Source organism: Sphingomonas sp. 179-A 2A2 NHS (assembly GCF_045371305.1).
GTDB lineage: Bacteria > Pseudomonadota > Alphaproteobacteria > Sphingomonadales > Sphingomonadaceae > Sphingomonas.
The window spans coordinates 111,850-134,559 of sequence record NZ_JBIQDE010000007.1; the positions used below are offsets into that span (position 1 = coordinate 111,850).

General features: G+C 66.0%; 15 protein-coding genes. 7 read left to right on the plus strand and 8 right to left on the minus strand.

Annotated elements, in window-relative coordinates:
- Positions 1 to 4 precede the first annotated feature (4 nt).
- Genes ACH0AE_RS16000 through ACH0AE_RS16010 form a run of 3 tightly spaced genes read left to right on the plus strand, consistent with a single transcriptional unit; the run spans position 5 to position 2,884 of the window.
- Complete coding sequence (locus tag ACH0AE_RS16000; RefSeq protein WP_406875946.1) at positions 5 to 523, plus strand: hypothetical protein; 519 nt, start codon at positions 5 to 7, stop codon at positions 521 to 523.
- Positions 520 to 1,761, plus strand: a complete 1,242-nt coding sequence (locus ACH0AE_RS16005) for a toll/interleukin-1 receptor domain-containing protein (protein WP_406875947.1) — start codon at positions 520 to 522, stop codon at positions 1,759 to 1,761. The genes ACH0AE_RS16000 and ACH0AE_RS16005 overlap by 4 nt, the downstream gene beginning before the upstream one ends.
- Positions 1,754 to 2,884: a tyrosine-type recombinase/integrase gene (locus tag ACH0AE_RS16010; RefSeq protein ID WP_406875948.1), complete on the plus strand. Its 1,131-nt coding sequence runs from the start codon at positions 1,754 to 1,756 to the stop codon at positions 2,882 to 2,884. Before ACH0AE_RS16005 ends, ACH0AE_RS16010 begins: the two co-directional genes overlap by 8 nt.
- Positions 2,885 to 3,352: 468 nt before the next feature.
- On the opposite strand, the gene ACH0AE_RS16015 is transcribed toward ACH0AE_RS16010, so the two are convergent.
- The 7 genes from ACH0AE_RS16015 to ACH0AE_RS16045 all read right to left on the minus strand — a co-directional run bounded on the left by ACH0AE_RS16015 (position 3,353) and on the right by ACH0AE_RS16045 (position 18,422).
- On the minus strand, positions 3,353 to 4,498 hold the full coding sequence (locus ACH0AE_RS16015) for a cysteine desulfurase family protein (protein ID WP_037569863.1): 1,146 nt from the start codon (positions 4,496 to 4,498) through the stop codon (positions 3,353 to 3,355).
- Entirely contained in the window at positions 4,495 to 9,744 is a 5,250-nt protein-coding gene (locus ACH0AE_RS16020; protein ID WP_406875949.1) for an FtsK/SpoIIIE domain-containing protein, read from the minus strand. The genes ACH0AE_RS16015 and ACH0AE_RS16020 overlap by 4 nt, the downstream gene beginning before the upstream one ends.
- On the minus strand, positions 9,741 to 11,303 hold the full coding sequence (locus ACH0AE_RS16025; protein WP_406875950.1) for a hypothetical protein: 1,563 nt from the start codon (positions 11,301 to 11,303) through the stop codon (positions 9,741 to 9,743). The genes ACH0AE_RS16020 and ACH0AE_RS16025 overlap by 4 nt, the downstream gene beginning before the upstream one ends.
- On the minus strand, positions 11,300 to 13,117 hold the full coding sequence (locus ACH0AE_RS16030) for a hypothetical protein (protein WP_406875951.1): 1,818 nt from the start codon (positions 13,115 to 13,117) through the stop codon (positions 11,300 to 11,302). Before ACH0AE_RS16030 ends, ACH0AE_RS16025 begins: the two co-directional genes overlap by 4 nt.
- A 62-nt stretch (positions 13,118 to 13,179) precedes the next feature.
- The gene (locus ACH0AE_RS16035; RefSeq protein WP_406875952.1) at positions 13,180 to 13,992 is read right to left on the minus strand and encodes a phosphoadenosine phosphosulfate reductase family protein; all 813 of its coding nucleotides are present in this window, start codon (positions 13,990 to 13,992) and stop codon (positions 13,180 to 13,182) included.
- A 52-nt stretch (positions 13,993 to 14,044) separates the two neighbouring features.
- Complete coding sequence (locus ACH0AE_RS16040) at positions 14,045 to 17,479, minus strand: hypothetical protein (protein ID WP_406875953.1); 3,435 nt, start codon at positions 17,477 to 17,479, stop codon at positions 14,045 to 14,047.
- Entirely contained in the window at positions 17,472 to 18,422 is a 951-nt protein-coding gene (locus ACH0AE_RS16045; protein WP_406875954.1) for a DUF4007 family protein, read from the minus strand. The genes ACH0AE_RS16040 and ACH0AE_RS16045 overlap by 8 nt, the downstream gene beginning before the upstream one ends.
- A gap of 548 nt (positions 18,423 to 18,970) precedes the next feature.
- Between ACH0AE_RS16045 and ACH0AE_RS16050 the strand changes: the two genes are divergently transcribed.
- The 4 genes from ACH0AE_RS16050 to ACH0AE_RS16065 all read left to right on the plus strand — a co-directional run bounded on the left by ACH0AE_RS16050 (position 18,971) and on the right by ACH0AE_RS16065 (position 21,750).
- Positions 18,971 to 19,627: an HdeD family acid-resistance protein gene (locus ACH0AE_RS16050; RefSeq protein WP_172463290.1), complete on the plus strand. Its 657-nt coding sequence runs from the start codon at positions 18,971 to 18,973 to the stop codon at positions 19,625 to 19,627.
- 94 nt (positions 19,628 to 19,721) lie between these two features.
- The gene (locus ACH0AE_RS16055; RefSeq protein ID WP_007406710.1) at positions 19,722 to 20,228 is read left to right on the plus strand and encodes an Hsp20 family protein; all 507 of its coding nucleotides are present in this window, start codon (positions 19,722 to 19,724) and stop codon (positions 20,226 to 20,228) included.
- Between the two features lie 75 nt (positions 20,229 to 20,303).
- On the plus strand, positions 20,304 to 20,807 hold the full coding sequence (locus ACH0AE_RS16060; RefSeq protein ID WP_406875956.1) for an Hsp20/alpha crystallin family protein: 504 nt from the start codon (positions 20,304 to 20,306) through the stop codon (positions 20,805 to 20,807).
- Positions 20,808 to 20,871: 64 nt separating this feature from the next.
- The gene (locus tag ACH0AE_RS16065; protein ID WP_406875957.1) at positions 20,872 to 21,750 is read left to right on the plus strand and encodes a trypsin-like peptidase domain-containing protein; all 879 of its coding nucleotides are present in this window, start codon (positions 20,872 to 20,874) and stop codon (positions 21,748 to 21,750) included.
- 63 nt (positions 21,751 to 21,813) lie between these two features.
- Here the strand turns inward: ACH0AE_RS16065 and ACH0AE_RS16070 are convergent, their stop codons facing one another.
- On the minus strand, positions 21,814 to 22,218 hold the full coding sequence (locus tag ACH0AE_RS16070; protein WP_007406723.1) for a hypothetical protein: 405 nt from the start codon (positions 22,216 to 22,218) through the stop codon (positions 21,814 to 21,816).
- Between the last annotated feature and the right edge of the window lie 492 nt (positions 22,219 to 22,710).

Genomic DNA, 22,710 nt, shown 5'->3' on the forward strand with positions numbered 1-22,710 from the left:
AGGCGTGTACGAGCATCTGAGTGACCTGGCGCAGCGGCTCGGCCGCCACATGGCCGAGCATAGTCCCAAGGGCCTGCCGACGCATTTTGGCGACGAGCTGCTCGAGGCCTTTCCGCAGGAGAGCCGCAAGACCTTGGGAATGGCGCTGGCCGAGCTCGAGGCCGACGGGCTCGTGAAGCTCTCGCATGTGCTGGGGCCGCACCTGCCGCGCGTGCGGACGACGGTAGAGCTGTTCATCGCCAGCGATCCCGCGATCACCGGGCACGACCCGGTCGAGGATTCGGTCGTGCTCGCCCGGTTGCTGCTCGACCAGCCCGAGCTGGGCGGGAACGCCAGGAAGCTCGAGGAGGCCGCGGGCTGGGAGCGCCGCCGCTTCAACCCCGCCTTCGCGCTGCTAATCCCATGCGTTCACGACGGCCGCGTGCGCAAGTCGCTGCAGGACGACTATCCGACGATGGGGATTCTGCTCGCCGACGAGGATCTGGTGGAGCTGCGCCGATACGTTCAGCGCCACAGCCAATGATCAAGTTCACCCACAATGGCCGGCCGTTCGACGCCAGCAGGTTTGCCGCCGACATCGAGGCCAAGGCGATCGCGCTCGGTATGCAGGCGCTCGAGGAGAAGGCGAGGGGAGCGGCCGCCTCGATCGTCGATCCCGAGACCGGCCATCATGCCGACGTCTTCGTCGACCGGCTGTCGGGCAATCGGGTAGCGATCCGCACCACCGGCTCGCCTGCTTTCGCGCGGCTTCTCGAAAAGCGTCTGGGTGTCGACCCGGGAAAGGTTCAGGTCATGAATGCCGCCGACGGCGCCCCGCACCCCAAAGTCTATCTGGCGCATGCGAGCGAGGACAAGGATCGGGTGCGTCCGGTCGCGGAATATCTGATGGCGAACGGCGTCGACGTCTGGTTCGACGAGTGGGAGATCGAGCCCGGCGACAGTCTTCGACAGAAGATGGAGGAGGGCCTCGGCGCCATGACCCATTTCGTCGTGGTGCTGACCGAAACGTCGATCGCCAAGCCCTGGGTGGCCAAGGAGATCGATGTCGGGCTCGTCCAGCAGGTCGGGGGCAAGAGCCGGTTCGTGCCGCTCGTCGTCGATCTCGATCCCGCAAAGCTGTCGCCCTTCCTGCAGGCGATGCTGTTCCTCAAGATCGATCCCGCAAGCGAGGCGGACCTCAAGGGCCTGGCGGACCGCCTGCACGGCGTGAGCCGCAAGCCGGCGCTCGGCGCCGCGCCCCGCTATGTCCAGACGGCGCCGAGCGGGCTGGAGGGCTGGTCGCCGGCGGCGGTCGCGGTCGGCAAGCATGTCGTCGAGACCAGCGCGCATGCGCTGGCCGTCGACCCCGTGGTGACCCTCGAGGACCTCACGGCCGCGCTCGACATCGCGGCGGATGATCTCAGGATCGCGCTGCTCGACCTGAAGGACGGCGGTTATCTGCGCGAGTTGAACGTGAGCGGGCACTATGCTCCGCAGCCGGCGCTGTTCGTGGACTTTGACGAGGCGTTCATGCCGTTCAGCCCCAGCGAGGATGCGCGGACGCTGGCGAACCGGATGGTGACGGGCGAGGAGCGGGCCGCAGACACCAAGCGGCTTGCCGAGGCGCTCGGATGGGAACCGCGCCGGATGAACAGCGCCATCTGCTATCTCGAGCGGGTCGGGGCGATCAAATCCCGGCATGCGCTGGCCTCGGCGCCCTGGCGGGCCGTGCAGCTTGTGCGCACGGACGAGACGTTGCGCTTCGCGCGTAATCATGGCTGAACCTGCGCTCCACCGTGCCGAGGCGGCGCCGATCAGCGAGATCGTCTCGCAGGTCGAGGCGCTGGCGCCGGCCCGCCGGCTCGCCGATCCGCAGCTCGTCGCCGCGGCCGCGCGGGCCTGGTCGACGAACACGATCCGCGCCTTCCTGTCGGACCTGAAGATCTGGGACCAATGGTGTCGGCGGCGCGGACTTGCGACAGCGCGGGCCGATGCGGAGGCGGTCGCGTCCTATCTGCGCGCCTTGTCGGGGGTCGAGCAGGATCCGCGCAATCCGCTGAAGCAGCGGGCGCCGGCGACGATCGAGCGCTATCTGGTGAACATCGGCTGGGCCTATCGCATGGCGGGGCTTGATGATCCGACAGCGGCGCCGCTGGTGCGGCTCGAGCTCAAGGGCTTGCGCAAGCTATTGGGCACGCGCCAGCGCCAGGCGCGCGGCATCCGGTTCAAGGGCGAGGTGAGCGACCTCGACGATCCGGCGACCGGTATCTGCCTGGCGCATCTGCTCAAGGCCTCTCGCCGCGACATGCTCGGCGCGCGCGACCGGGCGCTGCTGCGCGTCGCATACGACAGCGGCTGCCGGCGCTCCGAGCTGGTGGCGATCGTCTGTGACGCGGTCGAAGGGCCCGATTCCGACGGCTCGGGAACCCTGTTCATTGCGAGCAGCAAGACCGACCGCGAGCGCGCAGGCGCTATCGCCTATCTCTCGCCCGCGACCATGCAGGCGATTGAGGAGTGGAAGCGGGCCGGCGCGATCGCGGGCGGACCGCTCTTCCGGCGCGTCGAGACCTATTTCGACGGCTCGGTCCGGTCGGTAGGGGAGGGGCCACTGCACCCGAACGCGATCACCTTGATCTACCGTCGCCTCATCCGCGCGGCGTTCGAGAAGAAGCTGCTGGGCACCATGAGCGAAACCGAGCTGGAGCGCTGGCTGGCGGCCGTCTCGAGCCACTCGATCCGGGTCGGCGTGGCGCAGGACAACTTCGCCGCCGGCGAGAGCCTGCCCGCGATCATGCAAGCTTATCGCTGGCGCGATCCCAAGACCGTCATGCGCTACGGCGCGCGGCTTGCCGCCAAGAGCGGGGCGTCGGCGCGCCTCGCACGCCGCTTTCAGGAGAACCGTTGAGCGATGGTCAGCACTATGGTGACAAACCCGACTGCACCCAAACGCCGCTTTAGCGGTCGCGCATGCTCGCAACCACCGGGGAAGCCTTACCTCGTTAGTGGTGTTGGGCATACGGGGATTGTGCGCCGGCAGGAGTCAGGTGAGTGCGGCGTGCGTATGGCCTCGATGGTGAGCTGGGGCTTGCGAGAGACCAGTCGCTTCGACCGCTGCTGAAATATCTGCTCGACTGCGGTTGTTGCGGTTGCAGCGCATAGGGAGGCCATACATCTGACTAATCGTCTCGCACGCTATCTTGAGGATACGCTTGCGGCGGGGTGCATGCACATTACCGAGACGATCGAGCGCGCTAGGACAGTCTCATGGCAGGGGCGCAGCCGCAGCATGACGAGAGATCTAGAAGAACCGATAGCTGGCCGGCGTTGTTCGGAAGTCCGACCAACCCTTCCCGTACGCTGTGCCCGCGCCCGCTCAGGCCGGCGCGAGCGCACGCTCGACAATTGCGTCTAGCGCAAGCCCCAGCTCCTCGGCACTCGTCTCCACCGAGAGGCTGACGCGCAGAGCGGCCTTCGCATCCTCATAGTCGACACCCATCGCCGTCAGCACGTGCGACGGTGCTGTTGTGCCGCTGGAGCAAGCGGAGCCCGAAGCGATGACGATCCCCTCCAGGGCAAGCGTTTCGACCAGCTGGTCTGCGCTGATGCCTGGCACGACGAAGCTGGACGTGTTCGGTAGGCGGTGGGCCCCGCTGCCGAGAACATACGCGTGCGGGACCCGCTCGAGCAGCGCGCGCTCGAATTCGTCACGCAACGCCTGCACTCGGTCCATTAGCGGAAGGCGCGCCTGCGCCAGCCTAGCGCTCTCGGCCAGGCCTGCCGCAGCGGCGGTGTCGGGGGTACCGCCGCGACGGCCATCTTGCTGGCTGCCATGGACCAACGCCGGAAGACGGATGTCGCCCGACGCGAACAGGGCGCCGGCACCATTCGGTCCGTGGAATTTGTGTGCCGACAGCGAAACGAGATCGGCCTGCACCAGATTTCCATCGAGGCTCAGCGGTATGCGCCCCACCGCCTGGGTTGCATCGATGTGGAGCAGGGCTGCCGGACTCGCGTCGCGCACCAGAGCGCCGATCTCGGCCACCGGCTGGATGACGCCGGTTTCGTTGTTGGCGAGCATCACCGCGACGAACGCCGTGTCTTCGCGCAGAAGCGCGGCAATGTCGGCCGGCTCCACTCGGCCGCTGCTGCGGGGACGTACGAGATCGACGTCCCAGCCCAGGGCAGCCAAGGCGTCAAGAGCACTTAATAGCGATGGGTGTTCGATCGCCGAGGCGACCAGATGCCCGGCGCTTCGACCGAAGGTGGCGGCGTGAAGCGCCCAGCTATTGGCTTCGGAGGCTCCGGACGTGAGAAAGAAGCGGCCGGCGGCAGTCTCGTCGCCGAACAGCTGCCCGAGCGCCCGCTTCGCCTGCGACAGCGGGCGGGCGGCGCCCATGAGCTCGCCGGCGCTCGAGGAGGCATTCAGGTATAGGTCGGTGAGGTAGGGCATCATCGCGGCGAGGGCTTCAGGCGCGAGCCGGGTCGTCGCGTTATTGTCGAGATAGGCCCGGATCCTCACCTCGCCTCCAGATCCTGGATGATCGCCTCCACCAGGCGCGGAAGCTCTTCCTCACCGACAAAGGGAACCTGCGCATAGATCGGCTCCGTGCCGCCCCCCAGAATCGCGGCGAGATGGCCCTTGCCGAGCAGTCGCTCCGCCCCGCCGCCCTTGACGCCGAGCGAGAGATCCGACGTGCCCGCGCTATCCACGCGCAGCACCAGCCGGTTGCCGAGATTGCTGCGCAACTGCATCGGGAACACCGATGCGTCGGGACGCTGGGCGGCGAAGATCAAGTAGATGCCAGCGGCTCGGGCCTTGACGCCGAGCCTGCTTACCGCTGCCTCCACCCCGGCACGATAGGCATCGATCTGCATCCAGTCGGCGAACTCGTCATGGACGAGCCAGATCGTGGGCAGCGGCGTCTCGGCCTTCTGATTGTAGCTGCGAATGTTGGAGACCCGCGCCTCTTTGAAGAGGCCGTAGCGACGCTCCATCTCGGCGACGAGCGCCTCTAGCTTGGCGAGCGCCGCCTCGGTTGTATCGATGATCCCGTCGGTGAGATGGGGCAGCGTCTCGAACGCGAAATAGTCGACACCGGACTTGGGGTCGATGAGCACGATTTCGGCAAGTTCGGGAAGATTTGTTGCTGCGATACCCAACAGAATGTTCTGAACAAGAACCGATTTGCCGCTGCCGGTGCTGCCGGCGACGAGGCTGTGCGGAGCAGGCTCGGGTTCTAAAAACAAGGGAGCGCCATCCTCCTCCTTGACGGCGATCAGCAGCCGATTGTTCGCTTGGGCCGGCGGAACGATCCAGTCCTTCCATACTTCGGCGAGCGTCAGCACCTCGCGGTGCGGTCGCATGATCGAGATGGCCACGCGTCCGGGTTCGGCGCGAACGCTCAGCACCTCGAGCCCGTGCGTGGTCTCAAGCTCGGTGAGCCGGCGCAGCACCGCGGCCACCGTAAGCTCGTCGCTGCCCTTAAACTTGAGGAGCGCTGCATTGGGCGTAAGGATATTGCTCTCCAAGCGCGCGGACATACCGTAGCGAAGTAGGGCGTTGCGGCAGCGCGTAGTCACGTCCTCAAGCCACGCCGCGTCATTCTGGCGGTGCCGTACTTCTGCAGCGAGGCTGGCGATCAGCGCTTGAAACCGGCTCACGTGCATCGGCAGCGCTTCCACTGGCGCGACTTCAGTTGCTACCGGCAGCTCCGCCCGTTGGCCGATATCCTGCGGGGCGGAAGCCGCAGGCACCGATTCGTGCGGCATAGCCTTGGGCGACTCCAGAACGTTCGGCGCCACCCGCTCGACATCAGCGAGCCAATCGCCAACCGCGTCGCAGCGCACTGCGTTGGGAGACTGGCGGTTGGCATAGCAGCGCAGGATCTTCCGCAACGATTCCGGAGAATAGCGCTCCTGAAAGCCGGTTTTAGTGGTGCGCACGCCGATACGTTCGTCCGTCACTTGATCGCCGGTGCCCGGCGCGCCATGTGCGAAGACATGCGAGTAGCCGCGTAGCGCGATGCCGCAGCCGGCTTCGCGCAACGCCACTCTCCAGTCCGCGCCAAGCGTCGCCACCGCGCCGCTTGGATCGCGCAGGCCATCAAGCAACATGTCGGAGAGCCGGGCTCGCCAGATATGGCTGTCGGCCGGCGCCTGATCGGCAAGCAGCGCCTCTTCCAGCCGGGTCAGCGTGTCGCGCAGCTGGCGCTCGCTGTCGCCGGCCTTCGCGCTGGCGCTTGCCGCCGCGACATATTTTGCCTCGGTGACCACCACCTCAAGCACGCTGTTGCCCTCCGCATCGGTTCCCGGCGCGAGGCACAAGAGATCCGCGATGCGCTTTTCGTCCTGCCCGAGCCAGGCGGCATAGTCGTCGAGGAACAGCCAGGCTCTCGGCGCCTCCGGATTGAGTTCCGCGTCCACCAGATATTTCGAAAGGACCACCCCGATCAGCTCATTGGCGTTGCTGCCGCGCTTGGCCGCCCGCAGGACGATGTCGCCGGAAACGGCGTTTGCATCGTCGATCAGCCGCGCGGTCAACGCTTCGAGTTCCGCCTCACTATAGTCTGGATCGAGCGCCTTGATCCTGCTGCGCAGGGTTGCCCTCAGCATGCTGTCGGGAGCTTGCGAGGAGATGACCAGGCTACGGCCGTCGGGGCCGGCGTGCTTGTAGCGAATGATCCGGATATGATTGTCGATGAGCTGGCGCCGGTCGAGCAGATCGTCAAAATTGACGACCCAACTGCCGAGGCGGTGCGTCTCCTCGAGGATCTGGCGAGTCGCTGGATCCTGGACGGTGGTCTGGCGCGCCGGAACGAGCGTCTCACCGGATTGCCGCGCCTTGCGCGCCGCGCTCGGCTGGAAAAGCGCCGCCACCGCGTCGAGATAGTCCCAGCCCTCGGCGGGCTGGGCAGGGCAGACGAGATAGACCACCGCATCCCGGTCGCCGCGCCGGATCGGGCGCCTTCGCGACCACTGACCCGGATCGATCCTATCCGCGGGCCAGGTGACCCGGCCAACCTCCACCCAGCCGAGCATCGCGGCTCGTGAGATCACGTCATGGCAGAACACGATGTCGAGCGGCGGGCCGTCAGCGGTCATGGCGGGAACCGATGTGTTGACCATGATCGAAATGCGCAGCCGCGACATGAAATCGCGCGTCGCCTCGCTCGCGTGCAGGCTGTCGTCGCCTATGTCGCGCGACACCAGCTGCTGGTAGAGCTGGCTCAGCCGGTCTTCGTCGCGATGGCGCAGGATCACCTGACACATCGCATCGCCGCCTTCACGCTCGGCCTCCACGCGAAGGCTGTCCACCACGGCCTGTGGCAGGGCGGCCGCGTCGCAATTGTAGAGAACGACCGAAAGGTTGTCCTTCTCGTGCGGCTGCAGCTGCAGATAGTTCTGGACGAGCCCGGTGATCTGGCGCGCGATTGGACCCACATGATCGTTGGTGGCAGCCGCTTCGCCGGCCGCGGTGACCGCTGGCTCGTGCAGGCTGTAATCGTTGACGGCGTCGGTCAGTGCCAGCACTATCGGCTTCGATGCGTTCCAGCCGGTGACCACATCGGGCCGGATCGGCTGCGCCAGCGCCCGGCGCAGCTCGCCGAAATAAAGACCGCCGGCGTCGGTGAAGCCCGAGGCATTCGACGAGAACAGCTGAGCAAGATTGTCGCGAAACATCGTCCAGCGAGCAGCTTGGCCGGCGAGCCGCAACGGATGCCAGGGCGTGACCACCGCCACCGGACGCGCCGCGCCGGGCCCGTCGAGCTGCGCCACGCCGATGTCGAGCAAGGGCTTCAACAGGCGATCGAGCGCCACCGGTGCATCCACCGCGTCCACCACCGCCCCAAGGAGCGCGCCGTACCGCTCGGCCTGGACCGTGAAACTCGCGGCGGCGAGCCCGGTGACGGCAAGGTCGTCCAACGCGGTGCGATAGGCGGTCTCGAAGGCAGCGAACGCCTCCTGCAGCGTATCGGCGGTCGCCGCGCTGGCGAGCTCGTCCGCTACCACGCCGGCCAGAGCCTGCTTCCAGGCCTTGGTGATCGATTCGGCCCGCGATCGCGGGGGAGCGAAGCAGCCGCGCTCGCGCGACCCTTCCGGCTCGAAGGTGGTGCGGTCGTGGAGGTCGATCCCGCCCGTCTTGAAGCGGCCGATGCCCGGACGGCTCGCGCGACACTGGACTAGCGGTGTTCCCGCGTTGTTGGTGCGCAGGCGGTCGAGATCAGTGTGGAGGCCCATGCCCACGGCCTTCGGATTGCACTCCCAGACCAGGCGCAGCTCCGAGGTCTTGACCGGCACCGGCCCTTCGCGGGTCTCGAGCCATACCTTGAAGCTCAGCTGCCGGCTCCGGCGGCTCGAGGCGTCCGGGGTTCGCTTGGCGAAGCCGGCGATGTCATCGCGGAATTCGAGATAGTCGAATGCCTTGACGTTTCTGAATTCCACCAGGCCCCTCAGCGCCGCGTCGAGCCCATGATAGCGCCTCGCGAAGAAGGTACAGACTTCGTTGTTGAGCGGAAGGAAGCTGACTTCGCTACGTTCAAGCCCTTCTACCACCAGGATCTGTTCGGCGGCGCTGCCGGCCTGATAGATTCGGCGGATGCACTGGACCAGACCATCGAGAAGATCGCGGCATTCGACGCGCTGGCCGAAGATGAAGCGCTCCCACAGCGCGGCGAGGCGCTGGTCCTCGCGCAGCTCATGGGCATGCGCCGCATAGAATGCCTCGTCCTCGGGCGTCTTTGTGGGGTTCTGGCGGCGCTGCTCGACGAAGATCCTGAGATAGTCGCGCTCGGCGTCGGTCAGCAGCTCGCGGTCCCGGATCCGATAGAAATCATGGGTTTCCTGGCCAAGCGAGCGGCCTTCGCTCTTCTGCGCTTCCTCGAAGAATTGCTGGAGCTCGGACCAGTCGGTGTGGAAGAGCGCGAAGGAAGCTTCGCTCGCGCCGTCGGGGGCATCGATATAGGCCTCGATCGCGCTTTGGACTTCCTCGCGCATCTGCTCGCGCAGCTCGTCAAGCTTTTCGCGCAGCTTCGCGCGGCCCGGGAGCGGCATCTGGCTGCGATCGCGCTTGGCGATGTAGCAATCGCGGCGCCAATGCGCCTCGAAGCGCGAGCGCCACTGCGAGGGCTGGTGCCGGCGCGCGGGCGGCAGGTCGTCGAACAGCCCGTCGAAGCGCGGCAGCCGAAGCGCGGGCAAGGAGCGGCCGAGCGACCGCGACAGCGTCTCGCCGCCGGCGAGCGCCGCGGCGGTGGCCGAGACGAACTGCGCCACCTGCCGCAAGCCCGCCCGGTGCATGCGCAGCAATGTCGTCAGCGCCGCCTGCCACTCGACCTTGGTCTCATCCGCCAGCGACAGCGTCTCGGCCGCGATGTCGATCCAGCGCCCCGCGCGACCTTCATCGAGGAGCGCCTCGGCATCGAGCGGCTCCACCTGCGCCATCGACTGCATTTGGCTGTCGTCGGCGAGCACCATCAGCCGGCCTTCGCGCGGGCATTCGGCATGGCGCAGATAGGTGGTCGCGTGGTCGGTCAGATGCTCGGGCTTGACGCCTTCTAGCCCTTCGAACCGATAGCGCGGCAGACAAATCTCGAGCCGCGGCGCAAGATGGGGATCGCTGTCCACCGCCTCCACGATCGCCAGCACCTCGTCGGGGGCCATGGCATGCACCAGGAACCGTGCGCAGCCGGTCTCGTTCGCACCCTGGTCGAGCGTGGTCTGGATCAGCCCGGCGGCAAGCCGCCCGATCAGCGACAGCTCGGCGGTCATGCCGCCTTCTCCGCGAAGGGGTTGATCACATAGGCGCAGGCGTCCGACAGCCGCTTGAGCAAGCCCATGCTGCTCAGCCGGGCCTCGAGGCGCGCGCGGTTGCGCTCGAAGCTCGTGTCGTCGAAATCGGCCGCGGCCAGCGCGTCCTTGGCCTCCACCGGCCCGAAGACCAGCCCGTAATGGGCGTAGAGGTCGGTCAGGAACTTGCCGAACTCGGTGCGGCCGGGAACACGCGCCATCACCAGCGTCTTCAGCAACTCGTCGGTGGGGGCGTAACGATTACGGTTGGTGCCGCGGCTCGACACCAGCCCGATTCCCTTGCCATAGCTCAAATGGACCGAGCTCCAATTGTCGTCATGCTTGGCTTCGAGCGCCTGACGGAACTGCAGCAGCAGATCCTCGGGCGTGGCGACATGCAGCTCCTTGGGCGCATAGCCGAAGTCGCGCTCGAGCAGATCGGCGGCGAGCTGGAGCCGCTCGCTCTCGGGAAGCTCGGGATCATGCACGTCGCGCCAGTCCTCGCTTGCGATCAGGCGTTCGGCATAGGCTTCGGCGGCCTGGCGGCTCAGCGCGTCATTGCCGTAATAGGACGCGATCGAGCGCTGCCGGACGAGCTCGCGCCTCGGCGCGATGATCTCGCACACCAGGCTCGGGCGCGGCAGGTCCACCGTCGCGGCGGCCGTCTCCAGGGCGTAGAGCAGCACGTGCAGGCTGCTGAGCGGCGCCAGATGCTGATAGGCGTCTTGGCCGGGAAGGCCGAGCTTGAAGATCGCGGTCCAGTCTTCCGCCAGCCGATCGAATGTCGGATGGCTGCGATAGGGAAGAAAGCTGTTCCCCGGCATCTCGAGCGGGGCGCGCTGATCGGTATCGGCGCACAACAGGCCGATCAGCCGGTTCTTGGGAAGATCGGGATCGAACAATTTTTCGAAGTGCGGCTTGAGTGCCTCGCCGCCGCGCGCCCTTGTGACCATCAGATAGAGAAGCTCGCCGGTGCGGCCGAAATTGGTATAGTCGCGCTTGGGCGAGCGCTGCTGGATGATCGCGTCGCTGTAGATCGCGTTGACCCCGAACGGGAAGATGAAGCGCGAGGACCAGCGGACATTGTTCGAGGTCTCGAGCGCGGTCTGGCGCACCAGGCCCACCAGCTCGACGAAATCCTGGAAGCGCGGGAAGCGCTGCTTGAGATAGTCGAAGCCTTCCGCCGGCGGCGCGGCTGCCCGTGCCATCTCCTTGAACCATTCCTGCCACAGGCTCTCGTCGTCGAGCTTCTCCTCGGCCAGCCTGCCGAGCTGGCTGTTGTCGAACAGGACGGAGCGCAGCCCCATGCGCCAGCGCAGCGAATATGGCGTGCTGGTCTCAGGCTCGGTGCGTGCGAACAGATTGCCCTCACGATGATGCGCCTCGGCGACATTCATGAACTCGAGGAACAGCAGCCAGGGGTTCTGCCGCGCATAGAGACGATGCCCGAAGACCGCTTCCTCGACCCACAGCTTGACGTCGTCGAACACGCGCGAGGTGCGCGGCACTTGCCCCACATTCTGCGGATCGCGCAGGCTCACAGGCTGATCCCCAGCTGATGCGGCGTCAGGCTGCCGCGCGGTCCGGTGGACAGCACCGCGAGGCTGCCGAGATTGTCGCCCGCGCGCTTGTAGAATTGCGAGAGTACCTGGCTCTTGAACGCCAGCACGTCCTCATTGCACTCCTTGGAAAAGCTCGAGGGCAGCGCGCCCTGCGCCACCCGGCTTAGAAACTCATAGCGCACCAGCCACAAGGGAAAGTCGATGGGCTGCTCGTCGCGGCCCAGCATGACCCGCAGCACCGGCGCTTCGTCCCTGGCGACGATCGTGACCTCGTCGCCGTGCAGGCTTTTGCGCAACGGCACCTCATAGAGATAGATGTCGCTGATCTTGGCCGAGCTGAAGTCGAGGCCCGTGCTCAGGAACAGCCGGTCGAGGTCGCCGGCCAGCATCCCCGTCCAGATACGATTGAGGCCGCAAACGAGCCGCTGAAGGATGATCGTGTCCACCGGCCGGCCACTGCGAAGCGGTTCCAGCACTTGGCGGCGGTAGGCGCCGGCTGAGGGAAAGATGCTGAGCTTCCAAGGGTCGAGCCGCTCGTCATTCTCGGGCAGGCGAAAGAACAGCCGCCGCCGCTCATTGACCAGCGCCTCGAGAAATGCCTGCGCACCGTCGGCGCGCTCGTCCTCTGCTTCGAGATAGGCGAGGCGCAGCCGCTCGAACTCGGGATCGTCGGCGTAATAAGGGTCGCTCGCGAGATAGGCCTCGTGGTCGTTCGCGAGGTTGGGATCGTTGCGCCCGAAGATCAGCAGGCTGTCGAGAAGGTTGGTGGTCTCATGGCCGATGCGAAAGCCGCCCAAGAAACGGAACACCGAGAGCTTGTCGCGGCGCCGCTCGGGCAAGTTCGCGCCGAACAGGTTTCCGTACAGCGCAGCCTCATGAACCTTGCCGCTTTCGGTCAGCGTGCGCAGATCCTCCGCGGTGGCGACATGCTCCTGCGCGGCCGGCCAGCCGAGCAGGCCGTTGACCAGGAGCAGTAGGATTTCGCGGATCGAGACGTGGAGGCCGTTCGAATCCATGAGGTCGGCAAGCGCGCGCAGTCGCGCGCGGACCGCGGCGTCGCCAAGCAGCCGGAAATTACGCGTGAGCGGCGAAGCAGGCGAAAAGGCCGGGTCTTCGGCTTCGCTCTCCAGGCACGACCATTCGGGCCGTGCGAGCAGGCAATCGAGCGCGCGCTCGAGGATGTCGGCGGTCGGCATCCGCGTCAGGTTGAGGAATAACAGATTGAGCGCGTCGAGGCGCGAGAGCTCGTCGGCTAGCAGCTCCTCGATCGCGGGAGCCAGGGTCTTCGCTGGTGATTCGGGCAGGCTGTCGAACGCTTGGATCAGACGCCCATCATTCGCTGCGATGACGAAGAACTCCTGTGGGTCGGGCGAATGCACCGACGCCACGAAGCGATTGATGAGGTCGAGCCGGTCCTCGGGCCAAGGCTGGCCCTTCTCGGGGCACCAGCCGCTGAACTCAAAGATGAAATGGAGTCGCCGCACGCCGTCCGGCGTGTCCACATCGAGCGGCAGGTAATTCTGGCGGTTCTTGCCCGACTTGCGCTCGGCGCTGCCGCCGAAGCGGTGCCAGAGCTCATGGCACAAGGTCGTTTTCCCATCGCCCGCCGTACCGGTAAGCACAACATTGGTGAGCCGTCCTTGCGCCGGATCGAGGACCTCGAGCAGCTTTTCGAGATAGGGGTGCTCGAATTGCAGCGGTTCGAAGCCGAACGCGCGGGCATGCTTGGGAAGCGTCTCGGCGAACATGCCCTCGATTCGGTTGATCGGTCCATAGCCGCGCAGAAATCCCACCCAGCGCTCGCCTAAGCTCGGATGTGCTGGCTTGCCCATGTCTTTGGCAGGAACGGGTGTGCTCACAGCTGGCAAATCATGCACCCGTCGCGCGGTGTGTCATCAAGCTCCATTCCGCCCAGCACGGCGGCGAGCGGACGGTTCGCACGCCGCGCCCGGCGGCGCTCCTGCGATTTTCGCCAATTCTCTTCGATCTCAGCCATGCGCTCGGGCTGCTCGAGGTCGGCCAGCGGTTCGTCGCCCCAATAGAAGACCTGCCCGTTCACCCGGTTGGGCTTCTCATACGCCTTGGCTTCTTCGAACCGCTCTGGATAATGCTGCTTGAGACGCACCCACTCGATCTTCTGCTGGTAGAAGCAGAAGAAGCAGCCCGAGCGCGTGCGGCCCCAGCTGGTATAGGGAGGCATACCGAGTCCCGCGTCCTCGAGGATGCGCACCACGCCCTCATAGTCGATGCCATCCTCGCGAAACGGGAACACCGCCTTGATGTTGGGCTTGTGGCTGACATAGCCCACGCGGTCCTCATCGGCGCGGATGCCGACATAGTTGATGCACGGCTCATCGCCGATATAGGCCTCGAAGGGCTTGAGCTTGAGCAACTCGGTACACCAGCGCCGCTTGTTCGACGGCAGCATGCCGCCCTTGGTGCGCAGCACGTCGTCGAACCCCTCGCGCGTTGTCGTGCGAATCACGCGCTTGCCAAGATATGCTTCGAGCCGCTCGATATAATCGAGCGTATCGGGAAGCTCTTTGCCGGTATCGTGGAAGATATATTCCATTTCGGGCACGCGGTCGCGCAGATAGATGGCGAGCGCCGTGCTGTCCTTCCCCCCGGAAAGACTGAGAATGTGGCGAACGGGTTTGGTGCTTGTCATCAAGTGCCCCTTAACGAGCATCTTTCGCGATTCATCTACTTGGGTCCAGTTCTTACGTATCGGAAGAGGGGACGTTTTCGGCGGCGCGGGCGAGCAATGCCCGCGCCATCGCCAGCATCCCGGCACGCCCATGGGTGTCGATCAGCGCGCCGAGCTGTGCTTCCAACGCAGCCACCGCAGCGTCATCGGCCTGGCCGCGCAGCAGATCCTCGAGCTCGCGGCCGTCGCCCGCGGTGATCACCAGCCGGTAAACCGCCTCGCCGGGCGCGCCTTCCAACGTGAGGCTTTCCCTGTGCGCCGCCTCCACCCGGATGAACCGGCGCGCCAACAGCTTGAGCCGGTGGTGGAACTCGCGCTCGTCAGCCTCGGCCCAACGTTCGGGCGGTTTTCGCGCAAGGAAGCTCGCAATCGATTCCAGCCAGGCCTTGGACGTCAGATTCTCGTCGGCGAGGCGCAGCGCGAAGCTCTTGAGCTCGGGCTCCGCGACGGTCGAAACGAGCGGCGCGGCGCGGCGCGTCAGCGCCGCCTGCAGCGTCTCGATGCCGGCCGTGGATTCGGTCGCCCGCGCCAGCGCCTCGGCGATCCGGTCGAGCAGCGCGGGATAGGCGGCATGGAGATCATGTACCGACTTGGAGATCGCCGACACAAAGGCATCAAGGCGTTCGTCGTCCACCGCCTCGTCGGCGCTGAACGGGTCGAGGCCGCACGCGCGCGGCAGGTCGCGAAATAGCATCGCGCTCGGATCCTGCACGCGCATCAGAACAGTGCGAACCGACGCCGCTGTGACGCTCAGATTACGGGTGCGCTTGGCATGGTCGGGCAGCCTCGCCACAAACTGCATGAGCGGGCGCACCACATCAAGCAGATCAGGCGAATCGCCGGCCTGCGGCACGCCCACTACGCTCGCCAGCCGCTTGAACACGGCGGTCCGCACCCCTTCCACCGCGCAATGCTGGAGCGTGAAGAACTCCGGCTCCTTGAGCATGCGCATGAACTCGGGGCCGCCCACCTGTTCGAGATAGGTGCCCTCCTCATAGACCGCCGTGTGATGCCAATAGGCGGCGAGATAGATCGCCACCAGCAGCGGGATCAGCCCGTCGCGGATCCCGTAATCGGGGGCCTTGAGTTCCTCCACAACCTCAAGAAACGGCACGCGGCGGTCTTCCTCGCGCCGCAGCACCTCGCCGATTCGATCGAGCGCAGGCGCGAGGTTGAGGGGATCGGGATCGGGACGGACGATTTGCCAGCGCCCGTCGCGCAGCACATGGACGTTGCCGGCCCGCAGGATCGAGAGGTAGGCCGCCATTTCCGGCGGCATATGGGTCTCGTCGAGTCCGAGCAGCGGCTTGTCCGAGGCTTGCGCCAGCGCCTCGATCAGGACGGTGCGCGCGCGCGCGGCCGCCGAGCTGAGCTGGCGCCGGTTGAGCAGCTCGTTGGTGACGACCGGCGCCTTTTCGAACGCCCTGTCGCACACGTCCGACAAGGCTTCGGTGAGCTGCCGGCCCGAACGTATGGCGAGCGGTTCGCCCTGGTAGAACCAGCGGGCCGCCATCGACCCGCTGCCCTTGAAGTCGATGAGCGCACCGAGCGCGCGGCGCAGCCGGTCTTCGGCGAGCGCGATCTGCCGCGCCACCTCCTCGCGGGCGAGCCGGTCGCCGGACAAGGCAGGGGTTTCGCTCGCGACCGAGGTCCAGGCATCGAGGTCGCGCAGCAGCGGCGCGAGGTCGCCCACCGCCGGCGGCACGCCCACCACGAGTGTCTTGGGCCAGGCATCATGGCCCGCGATCAGCTCCAGCGCCTGGTCGCGTTCGCGCTGATTGCGGGCAAGCGCCACCAGCAGATGGCCGTCCGATGCCTTGGAGAGCGGCGCCCTGAGCGCGTCGCCAAGCGATGCCAGCGGCGCGTAGCGCACCTCGAAATGCCGCATCGTGCCGGTCTCTATATAATGGCGGCGGGCGACGAGTGGCTCACTGGGCAGCACCGGCCGCAGCGCCGTCACCACATCGCTCTGGTGCGCCACTGCCTCGAGCCCCTGCTCGAAGGCCGCCTGTAAGTCGACGCTGGTGTGCGGCCACAGGCACAGCCCGCCGCCGGCGCCGCGGTCATAGAGGATCCTGCAGTCTTCTTTCAGCCGGCGCACTGCGGCCATGGCCTCGGCGCGTCCCGCTTCGTCCGCGAGCATGCGCACCAGCAGCTCGGGGGTGAGCGACAATCCCGGATCATCGAGCAGATTGATGAGGCCGACAGTCTTGAGCGTGTCGCGCTCGAGCGCAGTCTGCGCGGACGGCGAGCGAACCACGCCCTCCACCAGGTTCCAGCGCACGCCGCTCGTGCCGCTGGCAAGCGCGCCGCTCAGATTCTGCACCAGATAATCGTAGAGATCGTGCAGCCGATAAGGTCGATAGCGCGCCAGCGGCCGGCCCGCATGGGCGAGCAGCCCGCCCGGTTCGGCCGAGGAGAGGAAGCTGAACAGCGAGCGTTCATTCTGCCCGAAGCGCCGCAGGATGCGCGCGAGCACCGGCAGCACGAACGCGTCAAAGGGCGCAAGCGCTGGGGCGATGGACTCGAGGCTGGCGAGATTGGCGCCCGGACCGTACCAGCCGGCCGCCACCGCGGCCTGCATCTGCGCCGTGGCGCGGCCGGAGAGCTTGCCGGGAAGTTCGGCCGTATCGAGGCCGAGCGCTGCGGCCACAAGCGCGGCGCCTTGTTCGAGCGGCGGCGCGAACAGGATTTCCTCGAACCGTCCGCTGACCTTTTCCCACTCCCGCCGATCGAGGCTCGGGAGATCCCGAGCATAGGCCGTCACCGCCTGGTGGAGCACCGCCACCGTCACGAGTGGCGCCGCGCCGCTGCGCGCAGCTGCTTCGGCGAGATCCTGGAGCAGCTGGAGGTCGCCGTCCCCGGGCGAAGCCGCGGCGAATTCGAGGTTCTTGCCGAGTTCGTCGAAGACGATCAGCAGTCCGGAAGCAATCTCCTCTTCGCGAAGCCAATCGCCCATCGCGCCCACCAGCGCGAGCAGGTCCGGGGCACTCTGCGCCTCGGCGGCGCTCAACTGCCGGACTAATGGCTTGGGCGGGGTCGCGCCGAGCCGCGACACGGTCTGGCGCAGCGCGCGAACCAGGCTGCGGGCGATTGGCTCGCGTTCCCCCACCACCAGCACCGGTTCCAGGCGAACCGCGGCAGTTGTGGCCCGCAGCTCTGCCGGCAGCATCGCAGCGGCGCGTGCCGCATAGCGGGCGAAGGCCAGCATGAAGCTCGACTTGCCCGAACCATAGTCGCCGGTCAGCCGCCACGCCCTCGCCGTGCTGCAGAATTGCAGGCTCTGCGCGATGCGCTCGAAGGTGGCGGCGACGAACGGCGTCACGACATAGTGAGAAGAGGTGGCAGGGTCGGAATAGTCGCGCTCGATCTGAATCGAGCGCAGATGCTGCGAGCGGACCTTGAGCAGGTCGAGCATCGTGGCCGGCTTGGTGTCGGTTTCAACCATGGGCGACGAGCTCCGCTGCGTCGCGCGCATAGATCGCGGCGAGCCGGCGCTTCGCCGGTGGAAATTTCCGCGTTCGGCGAAGCTGTTGCTGATTGAGGCTCTCCACCAGCTGGATCTCGCCGTCGACGCGGCCGAGCATCTCGAGCCGGCTGCGCAATTCGCTTTCGGGCATGCGGAAGATCCGGCCGGGACTCCCCGGGCCACTCACCACCTCATGGAACGGCACCGTCTCCTCACTACCGTCACGCGCCTCCCACCAGGCCATCAGGCAATAGCGGAACAGCGCTTGGCTGATGCCGCGCTTGGGTGCGAGATCGAAGCTGTAGACGGGCTCGCGTCGGCCCACATCCTCGAGTTCGCCTGCTGCGCGGACGAGACCGAGGGAGGCCATCGGGCTGTCGAGCCCATCTTCGCCAAGACGGCTGCCGCGTGGCGGGCAGTAGGTGCGCAGCCACACGTCATAATGCTGCTTCAAGCTGATCTCGGACAGGCTTCGCCCGCTGCGGGCGGCTTCCTTGGCGAACGCCGCGAGCACCGCCGAGGCCGTGAACGTTGGGTCGTTCCAGCGATTGAACAAGAGCTCCCAGGCGAAGAAGCGCCCCTTCTCCTGAGTGGCGATCTTCCAATGAAGCCACCACAAAGTCTGAGTGTCCTCGAGATATCGGTCATAGCCCTTGGGGCCGAAGATCGCCTGACCCTCGGGCGTCAGCTGCCAGCCGGCCTCGCCCCGACATGCGACGCCATAGGCGTCTGCCCAGCATCGCAGCGCTTCGACCATGTTCTTACCGAGACCGAGATTGACGACCCCTGCCAGAACGTTGCCGAGCACATCGCGGCCTTCGCTGAGGCCCTTTGCGGTCTTGGGTAACCAAGCGATTCGAAGCGGAAAGGTCTGATGTCCGCCGAAACGGTATGTATCTGCTGTCTGTGCTAGTGCCGTCATCAATCCCGTCGCTCCCGCCGGAGCAACGATAGGCAAGACGGCCGATTAACTCCACCGGATTGTCGGTGATCGCGACGATTTATCCGCCGGCGAGCGTCGGACCGAGCCACTGACGGGAGCCGCGGATAATCGGGGTACGCGTTGGAGACTGCCACAGCATCAACCATCTCCAGCTTGGACCGCCTTTCCTTCGGGGTGCTCACCGACCGGATGGGCAGCTCGTTGCCCCGTGGCCAGATCGAGATCTGCCTCGGCAACGTGGCGCGGTCTGATGTCATAAATCTTGAACGCGTCGCCTCATGCTCTGCTCGGCCAAAGTGCGCAAATCGGCGAGCCAGCCAGTCCCGCCGTTACGCCTCGCTTGGTTCCGCCCGAGTTGCCGGGAATGCTCCTCGTCCAATTCGAGCGACGCGCGTCGTCAGAGGCCGCACGAGCAACTATTCAAATCATGAACGCGTCACCTATCTCTGCGCCTGATGGTCGCCGGCGCGGAAGTGCCTGATCAGGGCTCCCGTGTCGGCCTCCGCTGTTGAACTGGGAGAGATCATATGACCGCAATGTCTTTTGCCTCCCCCTTCTCCACGGGGAGTGCTTATGCCCGGGGTTCCGCGCTGCTGAGGCGGAACTGGGGTTGGATTGTGTTCCGTGGTGTCCTGGCCCTTCTGCTGGGCGTGGTCACTATCTTGTTTCCGCTGAATGCTCTGTTCGCTTTCACTCTCGTGTTTGCCGCTTATGCCGGCGCAGACGGCATCCTGTCGCTGATCGCGGGTGTACGGGGGGCGACGAAAAAGGAGGATCGCTGGTGGGCGATGGTCCTGCGCGGCGTTATCGGCATCGCGGCCGCGGTGGCCGTTGCGCTGATGCCCGAGGTCGCAACCCTAAGCTATGCGCTGGTCACGCTGGGCGTGCTGATCGCCTGGGCGTTCCTTACCGGTGCCTTTGAGATCGCCGCCGCTATCCGGCTGCGCAAGGAGATCAAGGGCGAATGGCTGCTCGGGATCTCTGGCGCGCTGTCGATCCTGCTGGGTGTGTGGGTGTGGGCCATGCTGTGGCTCTACCCGATCGCCAGCATCCTCTCGGTGGCGTGGGTGATTGCGGCCTGGGCCTTCTTCGCCGGCTTCACGCTGATCAGCCTCGGCATCCGCCTGAAGCGACTTCAGGCTGTTGAGAATGATCTTGAAAGCCGTTCTGACGAAACCAAATAAACTCCTGCCGGGTGCCGACAGGACCCGGCATGGAGAGTGCGTCCGCTCTCTCGGACGCTCTTCATACACTCGTTGCTCAAAGGAGGACTTGTTTATGAGGACCAACTATGACTTCACACCGTTCCGGCGTTCGACTGTCGGGTTCGACCGGCTGTTCGACCTGCTCGAGAACGGTCTGACTTCGCAGGTTACCGACAACTATCCGCCGTTCGATCTCGTGAGCGAAGGTGAGGACCGCTACCGCATCAACATGGCGGTGGCCGGCTTCCGCCCCGGCGAGATCGAAGTGACCGCACAGCAGAATCTGCTCGTGGTCTCTGGTCGCAAGCAGGAAAGCGAGGAAAGCCGCTACATCCACCGCGGCATCGCCGCGCGTGACTTCGAGCGCCGCTTCGGCCTGGCGGATTATGTTCAGGTGAAGAATGCGGAGCTCAAGGATGGCATGCTCTCGATCGAGCTGGTGCGCGAGATCCCCGAGGCGATGAAGCCGCGGAAGATCAGCATCGGCGCGGCTGGTGAAAATGCCCGCCGGATCGAGGACTCGTCCGCGAACAATAACGAGAAGGCCAACGACGGCGCCAAGCAGCGCGAAGCTGCCTGATGCCGAACCGGGCTCGCCGCGCCGTCCGGGGCGGCGAGCCCTCTTCGCCAGCAACCAAGGAGACGAATCATGTCGATGCGTGATTTGATTCCGTGGCGCCGGCAGGAAAACCCGGTGCCCGCGCTCTTCCGCGACGAAGAGCGCAGCCCCTATGTCCAGCTCCGCCGAGAGATGGATCGCCTGTTCGAGGACTTTTTCCGGGCACCGCTCGTAGGCGGCATCGGCCTCTCCAGTAATGTGCAGAGCTGGCCGTATCTGGAGGTTAAGGAGACCGATGATCAGGTGATCGTCACCGCCGAGCTTCCCGGCCTGACCGAGAAGGATGTGGACGTCACCGTCGACGATGGCGTGCTGACGCTCCGGGGCGAGAAGAAGTCCGAGCACCAGGACAAGGATCGCGGCTGGTCCGAACGCTACTATGGCCGTTTCGAACGCTCGATCGTGCTGCCCGACGGCGCCGATGAGGAGAACTGCCAGGGCGTGCTACGCGATGGTGTGTTGACGGTGCGGATGCCCAAGTCGCAGCGGACGACGCGCGGTCGCAGGATACCGCTCGGCGACGGCGCGACGCAGCACTGATCGATACCGCGCGCCGGCGCCGCCGGTGCGCGGCTTTCGAAACACACGCTCCCTGCGCCAGCTGGTGGAGGACGAAGCGAAGGGAACAATCATGGTTCGATCCCATCGGCAATCCAGGGGTATCTGGGCGGCATGGGCTTTGGTGCTCACGTTCGTTGGCGCAACCCTTGGCGGCGCGGCTGTCGAGATGTTGACGAGCGCCGAGCCGGCTGAAGCGACCGGGCAACGGGCGATCTCGAGCGACGCCGTTCCCATCAACCGGCTGACGCTGGCGCCGCTGGTGGAGCGGGTCGCGCCTGCGGTGGTCAACATCGCCGTGCTGCAGAGTTCGCCCTATGCGCAGAACCCTCTGCTCCGGGATCCCTATTACCGCCTCTTTCTTGGCGTGCCTGACGAAGCCCTGGCGCCGCGCATATCGGCCGGATCGGGATTCGTGGTCGACGCCGAACGCGGGCTGGTGGTGACCAACCAGCATGTCGTCTCGCACGCGCGCGCAATCGCAGTCGGCATCGGCGATCGACAGGTCGAGGCGGAACTGCTCGGGAGCGATCCACTGACCGACATCGCCGTCCTGAGAATCCCCGCAAGAGGGCTGAAGGCCCTGCCGCTCGGGGAGTCAGCGAAGGCCCATGTCGGCGACTATGTCGTGGCGATCGGCAACCCCTTCGAGGTGGGCCAGACCGTCACCGCCGGCATCATCAGCGCGGTACGGCCGCCGTCCGCGGGGGGGCCGCCCTATGTTCAGACCGATGCCCCGATCAATCCAGGGAACTCGGGTGGGCCGCTGATCAACATGCGCGGCGAGGTAATCGGCATCAACAGCGCGATCATCGGCCCCAGCGGCGGAAATGTCGGCATCGGGCTCGCTGTGCCTTCCGACGTTGCGCGGAGAGTTGTCGAACGGATCGCGGGCACGAGGCTGGCTGCTGCCGCCGATGGCTGACTTCCCGCTCTCCTCGTTCCCCGCTCCGAAATCAATCGTCAGCGAAGCCACGCCGCTCCGACGCTATTTTAGCAAGGCCGCGGCCACGTCCCCGTACCGAAGCGGGTGAACTCCATCGGCAGAAGCGAAGCGACGGAGGTCGACGGTCTCATCTCGAAAGCGGGCAGCGACAGCGCTGACGGTATAGGCCTGCGGACGGGAATAGGGCAGCAGCCAGATCACACGGTTGAAGCAGAACTGCCCACGTATCTCAGCGAGGCGGGCGGCGAGAGCCGGTCCGGCCATGTCATTGGAGCCCATCGAGAAGATGCACGTATCGTAGCGTTTTCCCGGTCTTCGCCAGGAGAGGACCTGGGCGGCCGTGGCCCGCTCTGTCGCCTTAACGTCACAATGACGCTCATAGCGGGCGTTGATCGCCTGCGCGGTGCCGACGCCCGTGCTGTCCCCAAGGATCAGGCACTCGAACATTAAAGGTTCCCTTGGCCTTCGGTCGGCGGAAGGCATGCTTAGCGAGCCAATCCGTCTAACCCGGTTGAGCAGGTCGCTGGATCTGGTCGCGGTCCATCGCCACGTGGTCGATGCTGGCCTGACCGCCGCGGGTCGGGCCAACGCGTCAGTAGCAGCGCCACACGCGGAGATGCGGTGCTTCCCAGCGCCACCCGCAATGCCGGTACCACCGGCCGTGCCAGCGGTACCAACCATGACGAGGGCCTGGTTCGGCTATCCACACTGGGCCGCGCCATCCTGGCGTCCAGCGATGGTGGCCGGTCCAATGATGCCAGCCCGGCCCCCACGCCGGCGGCGGCGCCCAGACCTGAGCCGCGGCGGGGGTAAGGGACGTGCCGAAGAGCGCCAGCAGACCGACGATTGCCGACGCCAGCACCTTCATCGCGCGCGAGGGCCAGCGACGCACCTCCGATCGAGAGGGTGGCGTCTGGCTCTCCAGATGGCGGAGCGAGT